This window comes from Streptomyces sp. NBC_01723 (genome assembly GCF_036246005.1).
Taxonomy (GTDB): Bacteria; Actinomycetota; Actinomycetes; order Streptomycetales; family Streptomycetaceae; genus Streptomyces.
Genome location: NZ_CP109171.1, coordinates 2,231,817 through 2,253,678, shown reverse-complemented (window position 1 = coordinate 2,253,678; position 21,862 = coordinate 2,231,817). Strand labels below are relative to the sequence as shown.

The window sequence follows — 21,862 nt, the reverse complement described above, 5'->3', positions numbered from 1 at the left end:
CTCACGACGCCTCGCCGGCGCCCTCCCCTTCCTGACGGGGCTGCCGTCGCTCCTGCAGTTTGCGCAGCAGCTCCCGTTTCTGCTCCTGCGGGCTCGGCGCGCCGCCGGCCCTGCCGGAGCGGTCGCCGCCGCGCAGGGCGTCCCGGCCGAGCTTCCGGCGGGTGCCGCCGACGCCCAGTATGTTTCCTGCTCCACCTCGGGACATCGTGTCCTCCTCGTCCTCGCCAGTGACACGAGACGGTTCGTCTCGGGCCTCGTGCCCTCACTGTCCGGCGAGACGGGGCGTCTTGTCAACCTGATAGATTCGAGACATGGCCGCTCAGAAACCCGCTCACACCCCCGACAAGCCGATCCCCGACGCCACCCGGCGCAGCCAGCGCTCCCGCCAGGCCATCTACGACGCCGCCCTCGCCCTCGTGGGGGAGGTCGGCTACCCCAAGACCACCATCGAGGGCATCGCCGCCCGTGCCGGCGTCGGCAAGCAGACGATCTACCGCTGGTGGTCCTCCAAGGCGGACGTCCTGCTGGAGGCATTCCTCGACCTGGGCGACCGCGCCGCGCGGGCCGCGGGTGCCGAGGGGCAGGCGACGTACGCCATCCCGGACACTGGCGACCTCGCCGCCGACCTCAAGGCCGTACTGCGCGGCACCGTCGACGAACTGCGGGACCCGAAGTTCGAGGGCCCCTCCCGTGCCCTGGCAGCGGAGGGCCTCGTCGACGAGCAGCTCGGCCGGCGGTTCGTCGCCAAGCTCCTGGAGCCCTCGCTCCAGCTCTACGTCGACCGGCTGCGGTCCGCCCAGGCGGCCGGCCAGGTGCGGCCGGACATCGACCCGCGCATCGGACTGGAACTCTTCGTCTCCCCGCTCGCCCAGCGCTGGCTCCAGCACACCGCGCCGATCTCCTACGAGTACACCGACACGCTCGTCGACTACGCGCTCCACGGGCTCGCCCCTCGGTGACCAGGGAAGTTTGTCCCTTCGCGACCCCGAAGAGCGGAATGGTGCGACCATAGGGCATGCTGGTGCGCACGACGGCGAGGCAAGGGGTGTGATGAGCGCGGAGTTCGGCGGTCGGAGCGGTCTGCAGGGCAAACTCTCCTCGTGGCTGCGCGGACGCCGCCCCAAGGAGGCCGCCGGTGACGGTGGCCGGGAGGACCTGCTGCTCGCCGCCGCCGGTGCGGGACTGCCGCTGGCGCCCGCCGCGCACCCCGCCGGATACCGTTGCTCCTGCGACCGCGTGGGCTGTCCCACCCCGGCGCGACACCCGGTCTCCTTCGCCTGGCAGACCCAGTCCACCACCGACCGGTCGCAGATCGAGCGCTGGGCCCGGCATCAGCCCGAGGCCAACTTCATCACCGCGACCGGCATGGTCCACGACGTCCTCGACGTGCCCCTGGAGGCCGGTCGCGAGGCGGTCCGGCGGCTGCTGGACGCCGGCATCGACGTCGGCCCGGTCGCCGAGAGCGACGACGGCCGCATGCTGCTGTTCACTCTCACCCGCGGCACCCCCGAGGACGAGGACGAGTGGTGGCCCTGCGAGCTGGACTGCCACCCCGAGACCATGGACGAGCACCCCGGGCTGCGCTGGCACTGCCGCGGGTCCTACGTACTCGTACCTCCCGCCCGGCTGCCCGGCGAGGACCGCACGGTGCACTGGGTGCGCGGACCCGAGCACCCGCTGCCGGACCCGCTGACCCTGCTGGAGACCCTCACCGACGCCTGCGCCCGGCACACCGGCGAGGAGAGCGACCAGGCGGGCACGGCCTGGCCACTGCGCCGCTGAGGCCCGGCGGCGGGGCTACTCGCCCTTCGCCGACGTCAGACCCTGCACCCGGCCCAGGACCGACACCTTCCCGTCCGCCGGGTCGAGCGCCACCTCGTTGGACACGAACTCCATCGTCAGCGACTGCTTGATCTCGCCGTCCGTCAGGGCCAGCACGTCCTTGTTCGGCGTCGGCACCGCCGCGCCCCGCGCCGAGGTCTGCTTCTCGTAGTGCCGCGTGGTGAAGAACACCAGCGCACCGCCGTCCTTCGTACGCAGCGCCAGCGGCGCGTAGTCGCCGTTCGTCAGCGGCTCGTCGATGAACTGGGTGACCAGGCCGGGGCGGCTCGACCGCTTCTCCCGCACCTTCCGCCAGGAACTGGTGTGCACGCCGTCCGCGAAGGACGCGCCGCCGTCCTGCAGATACGTCGTGTAGTCCTTGCTCAGGTCTCCCGGCGGGGCGGCCAGATCCGTCGAGTTGGCGGGGACCGCCTCGGCCCAGCCGTCCGCGTCGGTCTTGAACTCGGGCATCCGGTCCGGGGCGACCAGCGTCAGGTACGTCGCCTGCCAGGTCTCGTCCAGGCCGTCACGGGTGAACACCAGCAGCCAGCGCGACGTTCCGCCCTTGTTGGCCTTGGTGTCCGCGACGAACCAGCGGGGCCAGCCCGCCTTCTTCGGAATCGTGTACTTCGCGTCGGTCAGCTCCAGCGGCGCGTGCGCCGGGTTGCCGTCCGGGTGGTTGGTCCGGCCCGCCTTCAGCCGCGCCGAGTCGATGGCGGCGAGGGCGCCGGCGGTGTGCTCGGCGTCCAGGGACGCGTCGTACGCCTTGTCGGCGGCGTTGTACGCGGAGGTGAACTGTTCGAGCGCCTTGGCGGCTTCGGCCCGGGTGGCCGAGGGGAGCACCTCGCGCTCGCCGTGCACCACCACGCATCCGCTCGCCGTCAACGACAAAGCGGTCACCGAGGCCGCCGTGAGTATCTTCCGGTCAAGCCGGTGGGGCCGTCGAGGGCCGCGATCCCTGCTCATCAGGTTCCTTCACCTTCCCCTTCCCGGAGGCGAACCCTACCGGGGCGGGGCGGCGTCCGAACGCCGGGACCGGGGACAGCCGCCACACCGTGACCTCCGTTCACACCTCGCGGCGCGGGACGACCAGCAGCGCGCCCGTGCGCGGGTGCGGCAGCACCTCCACCGGCTGGTCGTAGACCTCTGAGAGAAGGGGCTCGGCGAACACACCTCCGCCGGGGGGCCCTCGGCCGTGATCCGGCCCGCCCGCAGGATCGCCACCCGGTCCGCGTACGCCGCCGCCAGCGCGAGGCCGTGCAGGACGACGGCCACCGCGTCCCCGGCCCGCACCCGCTCCCGGCACAGGCGGAGGACGAGTTCCTGGTGCCGCAGGTCCAGGGTCGCGGTCGGTTCGTCGAGCAGGAGCAGCGGCGCGCGCTGCGCGAGGACCCGGGCGAGCGCCACCCGGGCCCGCTCGCCGCCGCCTCCGCGCGCACGTCGCCGGGCGCGGCCGGGGGCGGCGGCAGTGGACGGGACGGTACGAGCCGCAGCAGGGCCCGCGTGTTGGACACCTTCGTGGCTCTCATGCCCAACCCCCTTGCCTGCGCCGGGTGCGGCGCAGCAGCCAGAAGAAGCCGAGAGTCGGACCGTGCAGGGCGGACGGCTCGACCGGGGCATCAAGTCGTTCCAGAGCTACGTCACCGGGCCCATCGCCAAGGGGAGTTACTCGCTGACCGGGGGAGCGGCCACCGTCGGCGGCAGCGCCTTCCGCTTCCACTCCGCGACCGGCGCCCACGACGGCGATCAGGGCACCTTCCGGGCCGTACTCCGGCGGCGTGCGCTTCCTCGGTCACCGCACGAGCGGCGGCGGCCATCAGCTCGACCTCACCCTCGCCACCACCGGCTCCGACATCCCGGGCCCGGCCCTGGCCGGGGCGGCGGGCGTCGCGGTCGCGATCGGAGCGGGCGCGCTACGCGACGCGCAGGCGCCGGACCCAGCAGTAGTCCGTCGCGGGCCGGGGCGGACTCCCGTGCCGCTCCGGCCCTCCGGACGATGCTTGAATGCTTCGGTGACTGACTACGACGTACTGCGCGTCTTCTGCGCGCCGAACGGCGGATACGGCAACGAGCTGGGCGTCGTCCGGGAGGGCTCCGTGGTGCCCGAGCCGGGGCGGCGGCAGGAGCTGGCCGCGAAACTCGGCTTCAGCGAGACGGTGTTCGTCGACGACCCGGAGCGCGGCGTCGTCGACATCTACACGCCCACCCTGCGCCTGCCCTTCGCCGGGCACCCCTGCGTCGGCACGGCCTGGCTGCTCGACGTGCCCGAACTCGTCACCCCGGCCGGGGTGGTGGGCGCCCGGCTGGACGGGGAGTTCAGCTGGATCGAGGCCCGCCCCGAGTGGGCCCCGCCGCGCACCCTGCGCCAGTACGCCACCGCCGCCGAGGTGGACGACCTGCCGGTGCCGCCGCCGGGGGACTGGGTTTATGCCTGGGCGTGGGAGGACGAGGCGGCGGGGCGGGTGCGGGCCCGTGCCTTCCCGGGCCGGGACGACGGCATCGACGAGGACGAGGCGACCGGTGCGGCGGCGCTGCTGCTGACCGAGCGGCTGGGCCGCGCGCTCAACATCACGCAGGGCGCCGGATCGCAGATTCTCACCGCTCCGCAGCCGGAGGGCTGGGTCGAGATCGGCGGGCGGGTGCGTCTGGAGCGGTGAAAGCGCACGGCGCCGCACCTCCGTACGGGTGGAACAGGGTGTGCGCGCGACGCCCCTGGGGGGCCAGTGGGCCACGCGCCGGGGTCCGGGGCCGGTTCACGCGGAGAGCGGGAACTCCTCGCCCAGTGCCCGGAAGACCGCCGTGTTCAGGGCGAAGGCGCGCTTGCACTCGGCCACCACCCGCTGCTTCTCCAGGTCGTCCGCGCGGATGCCGTCGAGCAGTTCGCGGTACTCCCGCTTGAAGGCGGCCGGGTTGCCGATCTCCTCGAAGACGTAGAAACGGACTCCGTCGCCCTTGCGGGCGAAGCCCCACGTCCGCTCCGCCTTGTCGCGGATGATCTGGCCGCCGGACAGGTCGCCGAGGTAGCGCGTGTAGTGGTGGGCGACGTACCCCGCGGGCCACTCCTCGGCGCACTCGCGCACCCGGGCGGCGTACGCCCCCGTCGCGGGCAGGGCGGTCAGCCCCGCACGCCAGTCGGGGCCGCGCAGATGGGCCAGGTCCCGCTCCAGCGAGGCCAGCCGCAGCAGCTGCGGCTGGATGAAGGGACCCGCCACCGGGTCCGCCGCGAGGCGGTCGGCGGCGCTCTCCAGGGCTTCGTAGACGAACCACAGCTGCTCGGTGTAGCGCGCGTACGCGTCGACGCCGAGCCGGCCGCCGAGCAGGTCGCTCATGAACGTGGAGGTCTCGGCCTCCACGTGCTGCTCGTGCGACGCCGTGCGGATGAGGGTCGAGAAGGAGTCCATGGGCCGATTTTCTATAGTTAGGCTTACCTAAGTCAAGGGTCTTTCCGACGGTCTGTCGGCAAAAGCCTACCCAGACAGGTGAAGGCCCGCACATCGAAGAGTGCGGGCCTTCACCGGGCGCGGCGGGGACTACGGGAGGGTGAGGATCTCCGCCCCCGAGTCGGTCACCACCAGCGTGTGCTCGAACTGGGCCGTCCGCCGGCGGTCCTTCGTCACGACCGTCCAGCCGTCGTCCCACATGTCGTACTCGTGCGTCCCGAGCGTCAGCATCGGCTCGATGGTGAAGGTCATCCCGGGCTGGATGACGGTCGTCGCGTGCGGGCTGTCGTAGTGCGGGACGATGAGCCCCGAGTGGAACGACGTGTTGATGCCGTGCCCGGTGAAGTCCCGCACCACCCCGTACCCGAACCGCTTGGCGTACGACTCGATGACCCGGCCGATGATGTTGATCTGCCGGCCCGGCCGGACCGCCTTGATCGCGCGGGCCAGCGCCTCCCGGGTCCGCTCGACCAGCAGCCGGCTCTCCTCGTCCACCTCGCCGACCAGGTACGTCGCGTTGTTGTCGCCGTGCACACCGCCGATGTACGCCGTCACGTCGAGGTTCACGATGTCGCCGTCGCGCAGCACCGTGGAGTCCGGGATGCCGTGGCAGATGACCTCGTTGACCGAGCTGCACAGCGACTTGGGGAAACCCCGGTAACCGAGCGTCGACGGGTAGGCGCCGTGGTCGCACATGTAGGCGTGCGCCACCCGGTCCAGCTCGTCCGTCGTCACACCGGGCGCGATGAGCTTCGCGGCCTCCTCCATCGCCCGCGCCGCGATCCGCCCGGCCACGCGCATCGCCTCGACGGTCTCGGGCGTCTGCACCTCCGGACCGGTGTACGGCGTGGGCGCGGGCTTTCCGACGTACTCGGGCCGCCGGATGTTTCCGGGCACGGAACGGGTGGGAGACAGCTCCCCTGGTACGAGCAGCGACTGGCCAGACATGCGAAGGAGTCTAACCAGCGGGCATGGGGGAACATGTCGGTGGCGAGAGGAGCTGGTCATGGCCCTGTTCAAGAAGCGCACGGTCGGCAAGCCGGGCGAGTGGTACTACTGCCTGGAGCACAAGAAGGTCGAGGAGGGCCCGGAGTGCCCGGCGAAGAACCGCTTCGGGCCGTACGCCTCCCGCGCCGAGGCCGAGCACGCGATGCAGACCGCCCGCGAGCGCAACCTCGAATGGGAGAACGACCCCAAGTGGCACGACGCCCCCGCGGGCCGTCCCGACGACGAGTGACCGGACGCCTGACCGGGCCTCGCCACGCGACCTGATCAGGCGTCCGGCGTGCGGGCGGCCGCGCGTTTCTCGCGCAGCCGCACCGCGTGCTCGTTGGTCCGCACGTCGTACGTCATCATCGTCGGCAGGCACAGCGCCAGCAGCCCCACCGCGCCCGCGCACAGCAGCCCGCCCGACCACACCGACGCCCGCACCCCCGTGAGCGCGGCCGTGCCGCCCGCCCGGACCTGGCCCAGCTGCGGGCCCACCGAGTAGGACAGCAACTCGATGCCCGCGAGCCGCCCGCGCAGCTCGTCCGGGATGGTCTGGTTCCACATCGCGCTGCGGAAGACGCCACTGACCATGTCGCAGGCGCCGGCCAGGACGAAGCACAGCAGCACCAGCCACACATTCCCGGCGACCCCCGCGGCGGCGATCGCCACACCCCACCCGGCCGCCGCCAGCACCACCATCCGCCCGTGCCGGTGCACCCGCGACGTCCACCCGCTGCTCACGCTCACCAGCAGCGACCCCGCCGGGATCGCCGCGTACATCAGGCCCAGCGACCACTCGGCGCCCAGCTCGTCCGCCAGGAACGGCAGCACCGCGAGAGGCATCGCCAGGAACATCGCCGCCAGGTCGACCGCGTACGTGCCCAGCAGCTCCTTGCGGCTCCACGCGTACCGGGCCCCCTCGGCGATCGCCGCCCACGACGGCTTCGCCGCCTCGTGCGAGGCGGGCGCGGAGGCGAGGCCCACCACCAGGGCCACGGAGGCGAGGAAGGTGATCAGGTCCACCGCATACGCCCAGCCGAGACCCGCGTACGCCACCACCACACCGGCCAGCGCCGGCCCGGCGATCCCGCCGGCCTGCCAGCGCAGCGCGTTCAACGAGGCGGCGGCCGGCAGGTGCTCATGGGCGACGATCCGCGGGATCAGCGCGTCCAGGGCGGGGCGCTGCACCGCGCCGAGCGCCGAGGTGAGCGCGGCGATCACGTACAGCGGCCACACGGCGGGGCTCGGCATCAGCGAGTTGACCAGCAGCGCGGCGCACAGCACGCCCTGACCGGCCTCCGTCCACACGATCAGCTTCCGCTTGTCCCAGGCGTCGGCCAGCGCGCCGCCGTACAGCCCGAACACCATCAGCGGCACCAGCTCCACGGCGCCGATCGCGCCCACCGCCGCCGCGGACCCGGTCAGCTCCTTGATCTGCACCGGCAGCGCGACGAAGGTCAGGAAGCTCCCGAAAGTCGTGATCAGCCCGGCGACCCAGAGCCGCCGGAAGTCCCGGGAGGCCCGCCAGGGAGAGAGGTCGGGCAGCAGGGCACGCAGGCCGACGGGCGCGTCGGCGGACACGGGGGAGGCTTCGGTCACGAGGAGCCATCGTCGGGCCGGGCGGAGAACCGCGGCAACCGGTTTTCCCCAGACCCCGGACCGGCCGTCACCAGCCGGACGGAGGCGGGGCCGTCAGGTGGTCGGCCAGGCGGGACATGCGGTCGCGGAAGCGGCGGCGGCCCCGGGGCGGCGGCACCGCGTTCTCACCGGCCGCCGCGCTGACCAGGTGCTGCACCGTGTCCAGGTCCAGCTCGGCGCCGTCCGGCACGGTCAGCGCCTCGTGCGCCATCGCCGTCAGCTCCCGCTCGCCCGGGTCGCGGTCGGTGCCCAGCGACAGCACCGTCGCACCGGCCCGGCGGGCGTCGTGCACCCGTTCCAGCAGCGGAGCGCCCGGATCGGAGGGCGTCACCACGAGCAGCGTCTCCCCGCGCCGGGCCGCCGCCAGCCGCCCGAGGCCCACCGCCAGATGCGCCGGGTCCGTGGGACGCGCGTCGTGCCGCACCAGCGTGGGCGCCAGTTCCGGCGTCCCCGACCAGGCGGCCTCGTCCACCAGGTGCGCCGCGAGATGCCAGGGCTCGTGCTCGGCGGTGCCCACGAGCAGCAGCCCGCCCCCGTGCGGGACCACCGACCCCCGCAGCGCCCCCGCGAACCTCCGGGTGGCCCCCAGCCACTCGGTCCCGGCGAGCACTTCCCGCAGCAGCGCGACCCGTACGGCGTCCATGCGGCCGCATCCTGCCGCAACCCCGCCCGCCCGGTCCGGCGTTCGCCCCGGATTCGCCCGACCCGGGGATACGGGGGAGGGCCCGCCGCCGGCGCCGAGACCCGTACGACCGTCGTGACCGGGGCGGACGTAGGGTCGGCGCATGACCTCTACCGACAGTGCCGCACAGAAGGCCCCCGCCAAGGACCCCTGGGACCTGCCCGACGTCTCCGGGCTGGTCGTGGGCGTGCTCGGCGGCACCGGCCCGCAGGGCAAGGGCCTCGCGTACCGCCTCGCCAGGGCCGGCCAGAAGGTGATCATCGGCTCGCGCGCCGCCGAACGCGCGGAGGCCGCCGCCGCGGAACTCGGGCACGGCGTCGAGGGCGCCGACAACGCCGAGACCGCCCGCCGCAGCGACGTCGTGATCGTCGCCGTGCCCTGGGAGGGCCACGGCAAGACCCTCGAATCCCTGCGCGCGGAGCTGGCCGGCAAGCTCGTCGTCGACTGCGTCAACCCGCTCGGCTTCGACAAGAAGGGCGCCTACGCGCTCAAGCCCGAGGAGGGCAGCGCCGCCGAGCAGGCCGCCGCCCTGCTGCCGGACAGCAGGGTCACCGCCGCCTTCCACCACCTCTCGGCGGTCCTCCTCCAGGACCCGGAGATCGACGAGATCGACACCGACGTGATGGTGCTCGGCGAGGACCGCGCCGACGTGGAGAGGGTGCAGGCCCTCGCCGGACGCATCCCCGGCATGCGCGGCATCTTCGCCGGACGGCTGCGCAACGCCCACCAGGTCGAGTCGCTGGTCGCCAACCTGATCTCCGTCAACCGCCGCTACAAGGCACACGCCGGGCTCCGCGTCACGGACGTGTGAACCGATGGGGGACACTGGTGGGTGCCGCAGTACCCGCGTCACCCGCACGTGTCCCCCGACAGGAGCCAGCCCCATGCCCCGCCTCGCCCTCTACGCCCTGGTCGTCTGCGTCCTCGCGGTGACCGCCGCCGTCGTCTCCTTCGTGCAGGGCAGCGTGCTGATCGGCGTCGTGTGGGTGCTGCTGTCGGGGCTGTCGTCCAACATGTGCTGGTACTACGTCAAGCGCGGCCGGGACACCCGCCGCGAGTCCGTCACGGGCTGAGCGCCGTCACCCGGCGACCGTGCACAGCTCGTCGGTCTGCCAGAACCGGTACAGCTCGAAGCCGCAGTACGTGTCGGTCTCGCCGATCCCCAGCCCGCGCAGGATCGCGTCGATCGCGTCGAAGAACACCCCGTTGACGGCCGGGATCCACAGCAGCGCGAACACGATCAGCAGCCCGAACGGCGCGAGCGGCTCCACCTGCCGCCGCACGTTGTACGACAGCCAGGGCTCGATCACCCCGTAGCCGTCCAGACCCGGCACCGGCAGGAAGTTCAGGATCGCCGCCGTCACCTGGAGCAGCGCGAGGAAGGCCAGCGCCAGCCGGAAGTCGCGCGGTACGCCGTCCAGCGCGTCCAGCCAGAACGGCGCCGTGCACACCACGGCGAACAGGACGTTCGTCAGCGGACCCGCGGCCGAGATCAGACTGTGCCGCCACCGCCCCCGGATCCGCCCGCGCTCGATGAAGACGGCCCCGCCGGGCAGCCCGATCCCGCCCATGATCACGAACAGCACCGGGAGCACGATGCTGAGCAGCGCATGCGTGTACTTGACCGGGTTCAGCGTGAGATAGCCCTTCGCGCCGACCGAGATGTCACCGCTGTGCAGCGCGGTGCGGGCGTGCGCGTACTCGTGCAGGCACAGCGAGACGACCCACGCCGCCGTCACGAACAGGAAGAGGGCCGGCCCCGGCTGCTCTGCGAACCCACTCCAGGTGGCCCACCCCGTGACCGCGGCGACGGCGACGATCCCGAGGAAGACGGGACTGACCCGCCGGTCACTGGGGCGGGCGGTGGCGGTGGTCATGGAACTCCCTGGTACTCGAACACACGTAAGACCTGCGGGACTGCCCGACCGTACCGGGCCCACCGGCAAAACGTCCCGCGGGTGCCGGGCGGTTCCGGGAGGGCGCCCCGCCGCGCCGCCAAAACCCCGTGACCGGCTCCGACCGCACCAGGGACAATGGGGCCCGTGCGCTATCGCATCCTCGGCACCACACAGGTACTCCGTCCCGACGGCACGGCCGTCCCGCTCGGCGGGGCACGGTTGCGTGCGCTGCTGACCGTGCTCGCGCTCAGGTCCGGCCGCGCCGTGCCCGTGGGGCTGCTGGTGGAGGAGGTGTGGGACGGGGATCCGCCCGCCGACGCGCCGGGAGCCCTCCAAGCCCTGGTCGGGCGGCTGCGCCGGGCGCTCGGCGCGGACGCGGTCGCCTCGGCCGACGGCGGGTACCGGCTCACCGCAGCCCCGGACGACGTCGACCTGCACCGCTTCGACCGGCTGGTCGGGGAGGGCAGCCGCGCCCTCGCCGACGGCGACCCCGCGAAGGCGGCCGCCGTGCTCGACGACGCCCTCGCCCTGTGGTGCGGCCCCGCCCTCGCCGACCTGCCCGACCGCACCGCCGAGGCGGCCCGCTGGGAGACCAGGCACCTGGACGCCCTGCGCGCCCGGCACACCGCCGCCCTCGACCTCGGGGCGGCCGAGCGCTCCCTGCCCGAGCTGACCGCGCTGTGCGACGGCCACCCCCTGGACGAATCCCTCCAGGCGCTGCGGCTGCGCGCCCTGCGCGACACCGGCCGCACCGCCGAGGCACTGGCCGCCTACGAGGCCGTACGGCACCTGCTCGCCGACCGGCTCGGCACCGACCCCGGGCCCGAGCTGCGGGCCCTGCACGCGGAGCTGCTCGCGCCCGGGGAACGGGTGACGCCCACGGCACCCGGCGACCGGCCCGCACCCGGCGACCGGCCCGCGCCCGCCGAGCCACCCCGCGAGGCGACCCCCCGCCCCCGGGGCAACCTCCGTGCCCGGCTCACCTCCTTCGTCGGCCGGGACGCCGACCTGAAGTGCCTGCGCGCCGACCTGGCGACCACGCGTCTCGTCACCCTCCTCGGGCCCGGCGGCGCCGGAAAGACCCGCCTGTCGCAGGAGGCCGCCGAGGGCGCCGGGGACACCGCACAGGACGGCGTGTGGCTCGCCGAACTGGCCCCCGTCGACGACCCCGACGCCGTACCCGAGGCCGTGCTGACCGCCCTCGGCGCCCGCGAGACCGTGCTGTACGGCGCGGGTGCCGAGGAGATGCGGGCGGTCGGCGCCGACCGGCGGACCACCGCCGTCGAGCGCCTCGTCGAACACTGCGGCCGGCGCCGCATGCTGATCGTCCTCGACAACTGCGAGCACGTCGTGGAGGCCGCCGCCCGCCTCACCGAGGAACTGCTCGCCCGCTGCCCCCACCTGACCGTCCTCGCCACCAGCCGCGAACCCCTCGGCGTACCGGGGGAGTCCCTGCGCCCGGTGGAGCCGCTGCCCGAACCCGCCGCGCTGCGGCTGCTCGCCGACCGCGGCGCCGCCGCCCGCCCCGGCTTCCGCCCCGACGCCGACGAGGACACCGCCGCCGCCTGCGCCGAGATCTGCCGCCGCCTCGACGGCCTGCCGCTTGCCATCGAACTGGCCGCCGCCCGGCTGCGCATGCTCACCCCGCGCCAGATCGCCGACCGCCTGGACGACCGCTTCCGCCTGCTCACCTCCGGCAGCCGCACCGTCCTGCCCCGCCAGCAGACCCTGCGCGCGGTCGTCGACTGGTCCTGGGACCTCCTGGACGGCGACGAGCGGGAGGTGCTGGGCCGACTCTCCGTCTTCGCCGGCGGCTGCGACCTCGCCGCCGCCGAGGCCGTGTGCGGGCCCGCCGCCCTGGACGCCCTCGGCTCCCTCGTGGACAAGTCCCTCGTCGTCGCCACGCCCGTGACCGACCGGCAGACCGGCGACGGCATGCGCTACCGGCTCCTGGAGACCGTCGCCGAGTACGCCGGCGAACGCCTCGACGAGACCGGCGGCCGCGCCGCCGCCGAACGCGCCCACCTGACGTACTACCGCGAATTCGCCCGCACCACGGACCCGTTGCTGCGCGGCCCGCAGCAGCTCGCCGCCATCGAGCGGCTGGAGCGCGAGTACGAGAACGTGCGCACCGCCCTGCGCCACGCCATCGTGGAGCGCGACGAGCAGGAGGCGCTGTCCCTCTCCCTGTCCCTGGTCTGGTACTGGCAGATGCGCGACCTGCGGGTGGAGGCCCGGAACTGGTTCGTCGAGATCATGGCCCTCGGTCCCGACCCGTTCGCCGAACCGGTCCGCCCCGCCCTGCCGGTGTGGGAGCGCTGTACCGCCGCCCCGCCCCCGATGACCGGCGAGGTCCTCGCCGAGGCCCGGCGTGGGGTGCACCTGGCCCACCTGGCCTGCATGGACACGGAACTGGACGCCTGGCAGCGGCCCGCGGCCCAGAGCAAGCTGCGGGTCATCGCGGCGACGTACGAGCCGGGCATGCCGCAGACCTGCCGCAGCCCCGGGGTGCTCTGGTTCTTCGCCGTGCTGCTCGCCGGTGACATCGAGCGGTTGCGCGAGATCCAGGACGCCACCGTGCGGACCTGCCGCGACACCCCGGGCTACGAGTGGGAGCTGGCCGGCGCTCTCCAGATGCGCGCCAACATGCTGGCCAACCGCACCGACTGGGCGGGCGACGCCACCCGCGACGCCGACGAGTCGCTGGAGATCTACGGCCGCCTCGGCGACGCCTGGGGCATGGCCGAAGCCCTCTCCGGACGCGCCGAGGCCCGCGAACGCACCGGCGAGTACGCACTCGCCGCCGCCGACTACCGGGCCGCCGCGGAACACGCCGAGCGGCTCGGCGCGCACGCCCAGGTGGACGTCCTCGACGCCCGCCTCGGCAGCGTGCTGCTGGAGGCGGGCGACGAGGAGCAGGGCGAGCGCATCCTGCGCGACGTGATCGAGCGGAACCGCGGCACCGGTCACAACGGCGCGATGCCCGCCGCCCGGCTCTTCCTCGCCGGCCGGCTCGGCATGACCGGCCGTACCGCCGAAGCGCGCGAGCAACTGCGTCTGCTGCGCGAGGAGTTCAGCATCGCCCACTTCGTGGTCTTCGACGCCTTCATCCTCGCCGCGGAGGCATGGCTCGCCACGCTGGAGGACCGGCACGAGGAGTGCCTGGCCAAGGTCCGCAAGTCCCTGGAACGGGCGGAGGCCCCACTCTCCGCGGCCATCGCCCCGCACATGCGGTCCGCCTACCTGACCATCGCCGCGATGGCGCTGGCCCGCGTGGACGGCGGGCGCCGGGCCGCGGACGGCGCACGGTGCATGGGTGCCGCCGAGGCGATGCTGCCGCCCGGCCACGTGTCGTCCGGCATGGAGCGGGACGCGCGCGTCCGGGCCGTCGAGCGGGTGCGCTCGGCGCTCGGCGCCGAGGCGTACGACGCCGCGTACGCCGAGGGCGGCCGCCTCTCCCCCGGGGAGGCCGTCGCCCTCGTATGACGCGTACGTGACTCAGCTCTTCGTGCGGAACTTGTGGATGGCGACCGGCGCCATCACCGCCGTGATCGCCACCGACCAGCCGAGCGTGATCCACAGGTCGTGCGCGACCGGACCGCCCACCATCAGGCCGCGCGCCGCGTCGGCGAGCGTGGACAGCGGGTTGTAGTCGGTGAAGGCCTGGAGCCAGCCCGGCATCGACTGCGGCGGAGCGAAGATCGAGGAGCCGAACTGCAGCGGGAACAGCACCAGGAAGCCCATCGCCTGCACGGACTGCGCGTTCTTCAGGATCACCCCGAGGGTGAGGAACACCCACATGATCGACGAGGCGAACACCGCGGACAGCCCCACGGCCGCGAACAGCCCGACCCAGTGGTTGATGTCGAAGCCGACCAGCACGGCGACGATCATCAGCACGGCGGTGGCGAAGAGCATCCGCACCATCTCCACCGCGATCTTCGCGAAGAGCACCGAGCCGCGCCCGATCGGCAGCGACCGGAAGCGGTCCATGACACCGGAGTTGAAGTCCTGGCTGAACCCGGTGCCCACGCCCTGGGACAGCGTCATGCTCATCATCGCGATCATGCCGGGGATCACGTACTGCACATAGCCGTCCTGCCCGCCGCCCAGGGCCTGGCCGATCGACCCGCCGAAGACGTACACGAACAGCAGGGTGAAGACGACCGGCATCAGCAGCGCGTCGAACATCGACTCCGGGTCCTGCCGGATCCAGAGCAGGTTGCGGCGGACCAGGGCGCTGGTGTGACGGGCGTGGCCGCGCAGCGAGATGCGGGCGTCGTCTGTGGGAGTGGCAGTGGCGGCGCTCATACGGCGACCTCCTCGCGGGCGTCGGTGGGCGCGGGGTCCTGCGGGGCACTGGCGCGGTGGCCGGTGAGGGACAGGAAGACCTCGTCCAGGCTGGGCAGTTCGGTGGTGATGGAGCCGATGGTGATGCCGCGCGCGGTGACCGCGCCGACCACGGCGGTCAGCTGCTCGTCGCTCAGGATCGGCACCAGGACGTCGCCGCGCTGCGTGTCGACCGTGCTGCCGGCCAGCCCGGTGATGCCCAGCTCGTCCAGGAAGGCGGCGAGCGGGCGCAGTTGCAGCGGGTCGGCCGGGCGGACGCGCAGGGTGCGGCCGCCGACCTTGGCCTTCAGCTCCTCGATGCCGCCGTTCGCGATGACCTGGCCGCGGTCGACGACGGTCAGCTCCGAGGCGAGCTGCTCGGCCTCCTCCATGTACTGGGTGGTGAGCAGCACGGTGACGCCGTCGCCGACCATGCGCTTGACCTCGTCCCACACCTCGTTGCGGGTGCGGGGGTCCAGGCCGGTGGTGGGCTCGTCGAGGAAGAGGACCTTCGGGCGCCCGATCATGGACGCCGCCAGGTCGAGGCGGCGCCGCATGCCGCCGGAGTAGGTGGCCGCGGGCCGCTTGCCGGCGTCGGTGAGCGAGAACCGCTCCAGCAGTTCGTCGGCCCGGGCACGCGACTCCTTGCGGGGCAGGTCCAGGAGCCGGCCGATCATGTACAGGTTCTCCCAGCCGGGGAGCTTCTCGTCCACGGACGCGTACTGCCCGGTGAGACCTATGACCCGCCGCAGCTGCCGGGGCTGCCGTACGACGTCGTAGCCGGCGACGTGCGCCTGGCCGGAGTCGGGTGCGAGGAGGGTGGACAGGATGCGGACGAGGGTGGTCTTGCCGGCGCCGTTCGGTCCGAGCACACCCATCACGGTGCCCTCGCGCACGTCCAGGTCGACACCGTCCAGCGCCTTGGTCTCGCCGTAGTGCTTGACCAGCCCCCGTACGGTGACCGCGCGGTCCGCGGCCGAGGGGTTGTCGTCGATTCGCTTCATGCCGACGACGTTGTCAGCCCCCACCGACAAACCACCGACAGAGCGCCGACAGCCACCGACAGCCGTCCGACAGCCGTCCGACACCCCCCGGCGTCCCGCCGACGGTGCCGCGAAACCACCGGCCCCGCCGACGGGGGAAGATCGGCGGGGCCGGTGTCGTACCGCGGTGGCTTGTCAGTGGACGGAGTGCTCGTCCTGCGGGAAGGTGCCGCCGACGACGTCCTCGGCGTACGCCTTCGCCGCGTCGCCGATGACCTGGCGCAGGTCGGCGTACTGCTTGACGAACTTCGGCATCCGGCCGCCGGTCAGCCCGAGCATGTCGGTCCACACCAGTACCTGGGCGTCGGTCTCGACGCCCGCGCCGATGCCGACGGTCGGGATGTGCAGCGTCCGGGTCACCTCGGCGGCCAGCTCGGCCGGCACCAGCTCCAGGACGACGGCGAAGGCGCCCGCGTCCTGCACGGCCTTGGCGTCGCGCAGCAGCTGCTGGGCCGCCTCCTCGCCGCGTCCCTGCACCCGGTAGCCCATGGCGTTCACGGACTGCGGGGTGAGGCCGATGTGCGCCATCACGGGGATGCCGGACTCCACCAGCAGTTCGATCTGCCGGTGCGAGCGCTCGCCGCCCTCCAGCTTGACCGCGCCCACCCCCGCCTCCTTGACCAGGCGGGTCGCCGAGCGCAGCGCCTGCACCGGGCCCTCCTGGTAGGAGCCGAAGGGCAGGTCGCCGACGATCAGGGCGCGGCTGGTGCCCCGTACGACGGCGGCCGAGAGCATCGTCATCTCGTCCAGGGTGACGGGCACGGTCGACTCGTACCCGAGGTGGCAGTTGCCCGCGGAGTCGCCGACGAGCATCACCGGGATGCCGGACTCGTCGAAGACGGACGCGGTCATCGCGTCGTACGCGGTGAGCATGGGCCACTTCTCGCCGCGCTCCTTGGCGGCGGTGATGTCCCGGACGGTGATGCGACGGTTGATCTTGCCCCCGTACAGCGCCCTGCTCCCGTCCCCGGGGGTGCGCTGCGGCGTCGGGGCAGCCGAAAGCTGCGTCATGGCAACGGCTCCTTCATGTCATCTCGAGGCGCCCTGACGGCGTCCCCGGATCCCCTCCATGGTGGCACTTCCGCCGTCTCCCCGGCTAGGGGACCCTCGTCACGTGCCACCGAACGGCTCACGGGGTGAAATGTGCCCGTTCTGTCACAGAGCGACCCGACCCGGAGCGATGTGGAACTCCGCGCGGCGACTCGTTCGTCCCAGTGCCCGTACGGCCGTCGAAGGACGGCAGGATCGGAACCGATCATCCCCTATGGTGCTGAGTCACGGGGGCGACGGTGAGCACGGCGGGCAGTGAGGCGACGGTATGGCGCAGCAGGCGTACATGACGGAGACGGACAACGGCGGCTCGGATCCCGAGCACCGGGGGAACCGGCTTCGGCGCCTGGTCGGCCGGGTGGTCACCGGCTGGCGGGGCGACCGGCGGATCTGGACCCGGGGCCTGGTCACGGCCGCGGTCGCGCTCCTCCTCTCCGCGGTCATGGCGGCCCACTCGCACATCCCGAACGCCATCGGCAACCTCGGCAGCCTCACCGAAACCTTCCTGCCGTGGCTCGGCCTCCTGATCCCGGTCCTGCTGGTGATCGCCGTGGTCCGCAAGTCGGCGACGGCGCTGATCGCGCTGGTGCTGCCGGTGAGCGTGTGGCTGAACCTCTTCGGCGGCCTGCTCTTCGACAAGACCGGCAGCGGCGGCGACCTCACGGTGGCCACGCACAACGTCAACGCCGACAACGCCGATCCGGCCGGCACCGCCCGCGCCGTGTCCGCGTCGGGCGCGGACGTGCTGGCCCTGGAGGAGCTGAAGGCGTCCGCCGTACCGACGTACGAGAAGGCGCTGGAGTCGAAGTACCCCCATCACGCCGTCGTCGGCACCGTGGGGCTGTGGAGCAAGTACCCGGTCGCCGACGTGCGGGCGGTGGACATCCAGCTGGGCTGGAAGCGCGCGATGCGCGCCACCGTCACCACCCCGTCCGGGCCGCTCGCGGTGTACGTCGCCCACCTGCCCTCCGTCCGGGTGAAGCTGGAGGCGGGGTTCACCGCCCGGCAGCGGGACAAGAGCGCCGACGCCCTCGGTGAGGCCATCGCCGACGAGAAGCTGCCCCGCAAGATCCTCCTCGGCGACCTCAACGGCACCATGAACGACCGCTCGCTCACCGCGATCACCTCGCAGATGCGCTCCCCGCAGGGCGCCGTCGGCAACGGCTTCGGCTTCAGCTGGCCGGCGTCCTTCCCGATGGCCCGCATCGACCAGATCCTGGTCGACGGGGTCGAGCCGATGACGAGCTGGACCCTTCCGTCGACGGGCAGCGACCACCTGCCGATCGCCGCGCGTGTGAAGGTCGACACAACGGCCTCCTGAAGTTCGCCCGTGGAATACCTGCCCTGAGAGCCTTTGTTCCGTAGGGGAACATACAGTCGTCCCTCCCTTACGCACTCCGCTCTCGAAAGGCACGCCCCCTTATGCCCCTGGCCCTGCTCGCCCTTGCCGTGGGCGCCTTCGGCATCGGTACCACCGAGTTCGTGATGATGGGCCTGCTGCCCGACGTCGCGGACGACCTGAACATCTCCATCCCCACCGCGGGCCACCTCGTGTCGGCCTACGCGCTGGGCGTCGTCATCGGCGCCCCGCTGCTGGCGGCGGCGACCACGCGGATGTCCCGCCGCTCCGTCCTCATCGCCCTGATGGCGCTCTTCGTGCTGGGCAACGCCCTGTCGGCCGTGGCGCCCGGCGAGATCTCCCTGCTCGCCGCCCGCTTCGTCAGCGGCCTGCCGCACGGTGCCTTCTTCGGCGTCGGCGCGGTCGTCGCCACCGGCATGGTGGCCCCGGAACGCAAGGCCCGCTCCGTCTCCCTGATGTTCCTGGGCCTCACCGTCGCCAACATCGTCGGCGTGCCGGCGGCCACCGCCATGGGTCAGGCGCTCGGCTGGCGGGCCACCTTCGTCGGCGTGAGCGCGATCGGCGTGGCGGCGATAGCGGCCCTGGTCGTCCTGATCCCGCGCGAGAACGCCCCCGCCCCCACCACGGGCCTGCGCGGCGAACTGGCCGCCCTGCGCTCCCTGCCGGTCTGGCTGGCGCTCGGCACCACGGTCGCGGGCTTCGGCGCGCTCTTCGCGGCGTACAGCTACATCACGCCGATGCTGACGGACGCCGCCGGTTTCGCGGACGCGAGCGTGACGCTGCTGCTGGCACTCTTCGGCGTCGGCGCCACCGCGGGCAACCTGCTCGGCGGCCGCCTGGCCGACCACTCCCTGCGCGGCACCCTCTTCGGCGGCCTCGCCTCGCTGGTCGTGGTCCTCGCCCTCTTCCCCGTCCTGATGCGCACGCCGGTCACGGCGGCCGTGTCGGTGGCCCTGCTGGGCATGGCAGCCTTCATCACCGGCTCCCCCCTCCAGCTGATGGTGATGGAGAAGGCCACCGCGGCCCCGTCCCTCGCCTCCTCGGCCAACCAGGCCGCCTTCAACCTCGCGAACGCCGGCGGCGCCTGGATCGGCGGCCTCGCCCTGGCGGCCGGCTTCGGCGTCACGTCCCCGGCCCTGGCGGGGGCGGGGCTGGCGGTGCTCGGGCTGGGGGTCGCGGGGGCGGCTTGGGCGGTGGACCGGCGGACGGCCGTCACGGCCACGGCCCGCAAGCGCGTGGTGGCGGCACACGTGGTGGAGGGGGTGGAGAGGGTACGGGGGTGAGGGGCGTCCCTCGCGGCGGCAGCGAAGCCCGGCGCCGGCAGGTGCGAGCGCCCGTACGCTGACCGTGTACGACCCGTGGAGCTCGCACCGAGCCTGGTCGTTCGGGGTTCGGCGGTCAGTCGGACTTGGGTCGCTCCGCCCCGAGTGCAAGGAGCGGTACCAAGCGCCGCCGAACCGCTCGAACGACAAGCTCATCCCTTGATGAACTCGATGATCTCCGGGGCGATTTTCTTCGGGGCCATGACGACGGCGCCATGGTTGAGTCCGGGCAGGGTGCGGTGGTCGGCCTGCGGCAGGATCTCGGTGAGGGCGAGGGCTGCGCGCTGGAACGCGGCCGAACTCTTGCCACCGGTCAACACCCGGGTGCGTACGGCCACCCCTTTCCACTCCTCGGCATCGAGCGGCTTGCCCTGCTGGGTATCGCCCATGACCGCGATGTCATAGGGCAGAGTGCCGGCCAGCTTGGTGAGGTTTGCCCACATCTTCGGCATGAGCTTCATGAAGAACACGGCGATGCCGGGCATGCCCTGCACTCTCGTCATGAAGTACTTGACCGCGTCACTGTGCCGACCTTCCGCAAGCATCACGGTGATCTGCTGTGCGAGATCCTTGGGCGGCCCGTCGTCGCCTTCGGCGACCACGAACGGCGGCTCATACAGAGCCAGACGGTCGACGTTCACTCCGGCAGCGGCCGCGCGCAGGGCGAGGACCGCTCCGGAGGACGAGCCGAACAGCGACGCCGAACCGCCGACGTGTTCGACCAACGCGGCGATGTCCTCGATCTCGCGGTCGGGGGCGTAAGCATGGGCGTCACCGCTGGCACCCCGTCCGCGCCGGTCGTAGTTGACCACAGTGAAGTGCTGGGCCAGGAGAGCCGCGAGCTTGGTCGTGTCCGAGCGGTCTGCCAGCGCCGAGGCAACCAGGACGACGGCCGGGCCGCGGCCCGACTGCTCGAATGCGATCTCGGTGCCGTCTGCGGAGACGACACGGGCCTCGGCTCCGGCCGACTGCTCTCGCGCTGTTGCCATGTTTGTCTCTCCGGTTCATGTAGGGGCCGTACTGCTGTGGTGTGCGTTACTGCCAACAGGAGACCCCTGCAGCGCACAAAACTCATCGGTGCGCCAGGCGCTCGACGCCGAAGCCCTCACATCTCGGATCACCCGTTGGCGTGGATGGAGTCCCGTTCCGGCACCAGGGCCTGGCTGCCTTCCCTACCGTGTCGCCCGTCGCGATACAACGCGTACGGCGGAGGGATGCGGATGTCGGTGAACGGCGAGGCGGACGAGCCGGGTTGGGAGGTCGACCCGGACGACGAGTGGGGTGTGGCGGTCCTGGCCACGGTCGGGCGGCAGCTGAAACTGCGACGCGAGGCGGCGGGGATGCGGGCCGGTGACTTCGGCATCGCCGTCGGCTACGGGGAGGACCTCGTCTACAAGGTCGAGGGCGGGAAGCGGATTCCTCGCCGGGAGTACCTGGAGAAGGCGGACCAGGTGCTGGAGGCGGGTGGGCTTCTCGCGGCGACGTGGGAGGACGTGAAGAGGGTCCGGTATCCCAAGCAGGTGCGGGATTTGGCGAAGTTGGAGTCCTGCGCGGTCGAGTCGCTTTCGTACGGCATCCACAACGTTCACGGCCTCCTGCAAACCGAGGAGTACGCCCGTGCCCTGCTCGGTACGCGGCGGCCGGTGCTGTCGGAGGAAGAACTGGGGAGGGCGCTCGCCGCACGGATGGCTCGCAGGACGATCTTCGATCGGGAGCCCGCTCCCGAACTCAGCTTTGTCGTGGAAGAGGTGACGCTGAGGCGCCCGGTAGGGGGCAAGATGGTGCTGTGTCGTCAGCTCGAACACCTGCTTGAGATGGCGCGGTTGCCGTACGTCGAGATCCAGGTGATGCCGACATCTCGAGGTGATCATCCGGGAACGGGAGGACGGATCCACGTGCTCAAGTTCGGCGACGGCACGGCAGTAGGCCGGGCTGACGACGAGTTCGGCAACCGTCCCGTCACAGATCCCCGGCACATCCGCATCCTCGAACTGCGTTACGGCATCATCCGGTCCGAGGCGCTGACCGCCCGGGAATCAACGGCTTTCATCGAAAAACTGCTTGGGGAGACATGAGCCGCGAAAACGCGTCCGACCTGACCTGGTTCACCAGCAGCTACAGCGACAGCAGCAACCCCAGCGACTGCGTCGAGGTCGCGATAACCCCCGTCGCCATCCACATCCGTGACTCCAAGCGCCCCGACGGCCCCCGCCTCGCCGTCGCCCGGGAGGTCTGGACCGCGTTCGTGAGGCGGCCCCGGACACGATGATCCGGGGCCCGCGCGCGTAA

The 21,862-nt window shown here is 72.5% G+C and carries 22 protein-coding genes and 3 pseudogenes; 12 read left to right on the top strand and 13 right to left on the bottom strand.

The window, feature by feature from the left end; genetic code table 11:
- Position 1 precedes the first annotated feature (1 nt).
- Positions 2-205: a DUF6243 family protein gene (locus tag OIE75_RS10660; RefSeq protein ID WP_329470491.1), complete on the bottom strand. Its 204-nt coding sequence runs from the start codon at positions 203-205 to the stop codon at positions 2-4.
- Between the two features lie 106 nt (positions 206-311).
- Between OIE75_RS10660 and OIE75_RS10655 the strand changes: the two genes are divergently transcribed.
- Positions 312-959, top strand: coding sequence for a TetR/AcrR family transcriptional regulator (locus OIE75_RS10655; RefSeq protein ID WP_307011635.1), 648 nt, complete (start codon positions 312-314; stop codon positions 957-959).
- A 91-nt stretch (positions 960-1,050) separates the two neighbouring features.
- Positions 1,051-1,782, top strand: coding sequence for a bifunctional DNA primase/polymerase (locus OIE75_RS10650; RefSeq protein WP_329470488.1), 732 nt, complete (start codon positions 1,051-1,053; stop codon positions 1,780-1,782).
- Between the two features lie 15 nt (positions 1,783-1,797).
- Here the strand turns inward: OIE75_RS10650 and OIE75_RS10645 are convergent, their stop codons facing one another.
- From OIE75_RS10645 to OIE75_RS10640, 3 genes and pseudogenes are all read right to left on the bottom strand, one after another.
- The gene (locus OIE75_RS10645; RefSeq protein WP_307011631.1) at positions 1,798-2,787 is read right to left on the bottom strand and encodes a hypothetical protein; all 990 of its coding nucleotides are present in this window, start codon (positions 2,785-2,787) and stop codon (positions 1,798-1,800) included.
- A pseudogene (locus OIE75_RS41410) lies at positions 2,747-2,884 on the bottom strand (iron transporter); the annotation flags it as partial. The gene OIE75_RS10645 and the pseudogene OIE75_RS41410, both read right to left, overlap by 41 nt.
- A 3-nt stretch (positions 2,885-2,887) precedes the next feature.
- A pseudogene (locus tag OIE75_RS10640) lies at positions 2,888-3,378 on the bottom strand (ATP-binding cassette domain-containing protein); the annotation flags it as partial.
- On the opposite strand from OIE75_RS10640, the pseudogene OIE75_RS10635 reads away from it, so the two are divergent.
- Both OIE75_RS10635 and OIE75_RS10630 read left to right on the top strand, forming a co-directional pair.
- A pseudogene (locus OIE75_RS10635) lies at positions 3,362-3,683 on the top strand (HtaA domain-containing protein); the annotation flags it as partial. The pseudogenes OIE75_RS10640 and OIE75_RS10635 sit on opposite strands and share 17 nt — an antisense overlap.
- Positions 3,684-3,833: 150 nt before the next feature.
- Complete coding sequence (locus tag OIE75_RS10630; RefSeq protein ID WP_307017866.1) at positions 3,834-4,478, top strand: PhzF family phenazine biosynthesis protein; 645 nt, start codon at positions 3,834-3,836, stop codon at positions 4,476-4,478.
- A gap of 96 nt (positions 4,479-4,574) precedes the next feature.
- Here OIE75_RS10630 and OIE75_RS10625 read toward each other — a convergent pair whose 3' ends face one another.
- Complete coding sequence (locus tag OIE75_RS10625; protein WP_329470486.1) at positions 4,575-5,222, bottom strand: biliverdin-producing heme oxygenase; 648 nt, start codon at positions 5,220-5,222, stop codon at positions 4,575-4,577.
- 129 nt (positions 5,223-5,351) lie between these two features.
- On the bottom strand, positions 5,352-6,209 hold the full coding sequence (gene map, locus OIE75_RS10620; protein WP_122620416.1) for a type I methionyl aminopeptidase: 858 nt from the start codon (positions 6,207-6,209) through the stop codon (positions 5,352-5,354).
- 58 nt (positions 6,210-6,267) lie between these two features.
- On the opposite strand from map, the gene OIE75_RS10615 reads away from it, so the two are divergent.
- Positions 6,268-6,498, top strand: coding sequence for a hypothetical protein (locus OIE75_RS10615; protein WP_114532660.1), 231 nt, complete (start codon positions 6,268-6,270; stop codon positions 6,496-6,498).
- Between the two features lie 35 nt (positions 6,499-6,533).
- Here the strand turns inward: OIE75_RS10615 and OIE75_RS10610 are convergent, their stop codons facing one another.
- Positions 6,534-7,850 carry an MFS transporter gene (locus OIE75_RS10610; RefSeq protein WP_329470485.1) on the bottom strand — a complete coding sequence of 439 codons (1,317 nt, stop codon included), beginning with the start codon at positions 7,848-7,850 and terminating at the stop codon, positions 6,534-6,536.
- A 67-nt stretch (positions 7,851-7,917) separates the two neighbouring features.
- A complete protein-coding gene (locus OIE75_RS10605; RefSeq protein ID WP_307011625.1) occupies positions 7,918-8,532 on the bottom strand; it encodes a hypothetical protein in 615 nt (204 codons plus the stop codon).
- A gap of 142 nt (positions 8,533-8,674) precedes the next feature.
- Between OIE75_RS10605 and npdG the strand changes: the two genes are divergently transcribed.
- Together npdG and OIE75_RS10595 are read left to right on the top strand one after the other, a co-directional pair.
- On the top strand, positions 8,675-9,382 hold the full coding sequence (npdG, locus tag OIE75_RS10600) for an NADPH-dependent F420 reductase (RefSeq protein WP_307011624.1): 708 nt from the start codon (positions 8,675-8,677) through the stop codon (positions 9,380-9,382).
- A 4-nt stretch (positions 9,383-9,386) separates the two neighbouring features.
- Entirely contained in the window at positions 9,387-9,644 is a 258-nt protein-coding gene (locus OIE75_RS10595) for a hypothetical protein (RefSeq protein ID WP_373462948.1), read from the top strand.
- A gap of 6 nt (positions 9,645-9,650) precedes the next feature.
- Here the strand turns inward: OIE75_RS10595 and OIE75_RS10590 are convergent, their stop codons facing one another.
- Entirely contained in the window at positions 9,651-10,448 is a 798-nt protein-coding gene (locus OIE75_RS10590; protein ID WP_307011622.1) for a site-2 protease family protein, read from the bottom strand.
- Positions 10,449-10,604: 156 nt separating this feature from the next.
- On the opposite strand from OIE75_RS10590, the gene OIE75_RS10585 reads away from it, so the two are divergent.
- Complete coding sequence (locus OIE75_RS10585) at positions 10,605-13,955, top strand: AfsR/SARP family transcriptional regulator (RefSeq protein ID WP_329470483.1); 3,351 nt, start codon at positions 10,605-10,607, stop codon at positions 13,953-13,955.
- 12 nt (positions 13,956-13,967) lie between these two features.
- On the opposite strand, the gene OIE75_RS10580 is transcribed toward OIE75_RS10585, so the two are convergent.
- From OIE75_RS10580 to panB, 3 genes are all read right to left on the bottom strand, one after another.
- Positions 13,968-14,780 carry an ABC transporter permease gene (locus OIE75_RS10580; protein ID WP_307011619.1) on the bottom strand — a complete coding sequence of 271 codons (813 nt, stop codon included), beginning with the start codon at positions 14,778-14,780 and terminating at the stop codon, positions 13,968-13,970.
- On the bottom strand, positions 14,777-15,802 hold the full coding sequence (locus OIE75_RS10575; protein ID WP_307011617.1) for an ATP-binding cassette domain-containing protein: 1,026 nt from the start codon (positions 15,800-15,802) through the stop codon (positions 14,777-14,779). Before OIE75_RS10575 ends, OIE75_RS10580 begins: the two co-directional genes overlap by 4 nt.
- A 174-nt stretch (positions 15,803-15,976) precedes the next feature.
- Positions 15,977-16,852, bottom strand: coding sequence for a 3-methyl-2-oxobutanoate hydroxymethyltransferase (gene panB / locus OIE75_RS10570; RefSeq protein WP_307011615.1), 876 nt, complete (start codon positions 16,850-16,852; stop codon positions 15,977-15,979).
- 307 nt (positions 16,853-17,159) lie between these two features.
- On the opposite strand from panB, the gene OIE75_RS10565 reads away from it, so the two are divergent.
- Together OIE75_RS10565 and OIE75_RS10560 are read left to right on the top strand one after the other, a co-directional pair.
- Positions 17,160-18,212, top strand: coding sequence for an endonuclease/exonuclease/phosphatase family protein (locus tag OIE75_RS10565; RefSeq protein WP_329470481.1), 1,053 nt, complete (start codon positions 17,160-17,162; stop codon positions 18,210-18,212).
- Positions 18,213-18,313: 101 nt separating this feature from the next.
- Positions 18,314-19,534, top strand: a complete 1,221-nt coding sequence (locus OIE75_RS10560; protein ID WP_329470480.1) for an MFS transporter — start codon at positions 18,314-18,316, stop codon at positions 19,532-19,534.
- Between the two features lie 191 nt (positions 19,535-19,725).
- On the opposite strand, the gene OIE75_RS10555 is transcribed toward OIE75_RS10560, so the two are convergent.
- Complete coding sequence (locus OIE75_RS10555; protein ID WP_307011609.1) at positions 19,726-20,562, bottom strand: alpha/beta fold hydrolase; 837 nt, start codon at positions 20,560-20,562, stop codon at positions 19,726-19,728.
- 231 nt (positions 20,563-20,793) lie between these two features.
- Between OIE75_RS10555 and OIE75_RS10550 the strand changes: the two genes are divergently transcribed.
- Complete coding sequence (locus tag OIE75_RS10550) at positions 20,794-21,648, top strand: helix-turn-helix domain-containing protein (RefSeq protein ID WP_329470479.1); 855 nt, start codon at positions 20,794-20,796, stop codon at positions 21,646-21,648.
- Positions 21,645-21,842 carry a DUF397 domain-containing protein gene (locus OIE75_RS10545; RefSeq protein ID WP_329470478.1) on the top strand — a complete coding sequence of 66 codons (198 nt, stop codon included), beginning with the start codon at positions 21,645-21,647 and terminating at the stop codon, positions 21,840-21,842. Before OIE75_RS10550 ends, OIE75_RS10545 begins: the two co-directional genes overlap by 4 nt.
- Positions 21,843-21,862: the final 20 nt, after the last annotated feature.

Coding starts and splice junctions, on each gene's coding strand:
- map (WP_122620416.1), bottom strand. CDS start 6,209: ATGTCTGGCCAGTCGCTGCTCGTACCAGGGGAGCTGTCTCCCACCCGT.
- OIE75_RS10580 (WP_307011619.1), bottom strand. CDS start 14,780: ATGAGCGCCGCCACTGCCACTCCCACAGACGACGCCCGCATCTCGCTG.
- OIE75_RS10605 (WP_307011625.1), bottom strand. CDS start 8,532: ATGGACGCCGTACGGGTCGCGCTGCTGCGGGAAGTGCTCGCCGGGACC.
- OIE75_RS10650 (WP_329470488.1), top strand. CDS start 1,051: ATGAGCGCGGAGTTCGGCGGTCGGAGCGGTCTGCAGGGCAAACTCTCC.
- OIE75_RS10660 (WP_329470491.1), bottom strand. CDS start 205: ATGTCCCGAGGTGGAGCAGGAAACATACTGGGCGTCGGCGGCACCCGC.
- OIE75_RS10595 (WP_373462948.1), top strand. CDS start 9,387: ATGGGGGACACTGGTGGGTGCCGCAGTACCCGCGTCACCCGCACGTGT.
- OIE75_RS10655 (WP_307011635.1), top strand. CDS start 312: ATGGCCGCTCAGAAACCCGCTCACACCCCCGACAAGCCGATCCCCGAC.
- OIE75_RS10615 (WP_114532660.1), top strand. CDS start 6,268: ATGGCCCTGTTCAAGAAGCGCACGGTCGGCAAGCCGGGCGAGTGGTAC.
- OIE75_RS10550 (WP_329470479.1), top strand. CDS start 20,794: ATGTCGGTGAACGGCGAGGCGGACGAGCCGGGTTGGGAGGTCGACCCG.
- OIE75_RS10575 (WP_307011617.1), bottom strand. CDS start 15,802: ATGAAGCGAATCGACGACAACCCCTCGGCCGCGGACCGCGCGGTCACC.
- OIE75_RS10555 (WP_307011609.1), bottom strand. CDS start 20,562: ATGGCAACAGCGCGAGAGCAGTCGGCCGGAGCCGAGGCCCGTGTCGTC.
- OIE75_RS10625 (WP_329470486.1), bottom strand. CDS start 5,222: ATGGACTCCTTCTCGACCCTCATCCGCACGGCGTCGCACGAGCAGCAC.
- npdG (WP_307011624.1), top strand. CDS start 8,675: ATGACCTCTACCGACAGTGCCGCACAGAAGGCCCCCGCCAAGGACCCC.
- OIE75_RS10545 (WP_329470478.1), top strand. CDS start 21,645: ATGAGCCGCGAAAACGCGTCCGACCTGACCTGGTTCACCAGCAGCTAC.
- panB (WP_307011615.1), bottom strand. CDS start 16,852: ATGACGCAGCTTTCGGCTGCCCCGACGCCGCAGCGCACCCCCGGGGAC.
- OIE75_RS10565 (WP_329470481.1), top strand. CDS start 17,160: ATGGCGCAGCAGGCGTACATGACGGAGACGGACAACGGCGGCTCGGAT.
- OIE75_RS10645 (WP_307011631.1), bottom strand. CDS start 2,787: ATGAGCAGGGATCGCGGCCCTCGACGGCCCCACCGGCTTGACCGGAAG.
- OIE75_RS10585 (WP_329470483.1), top strand. CDS start 10,605: ATGGGGCCCGTGCGCTATCGCATCCTCGGCACCACACAGGTACTCCGT.
- OIE75_RS10560 (WP_329470480.1), top strand. CDS start 18,314: ATGCCCCTGGCCCTGCTCGCCCTTGCCGTGGGCGCCTTCGGCATCGGT.
- OIE75_RS10590 (WP_307011622.1), bottom strand. CDS start 10,448: ATGACCACCGCCACCGCCCGCCCCAGTGACCGGCGGGTCAGTCCCGTC.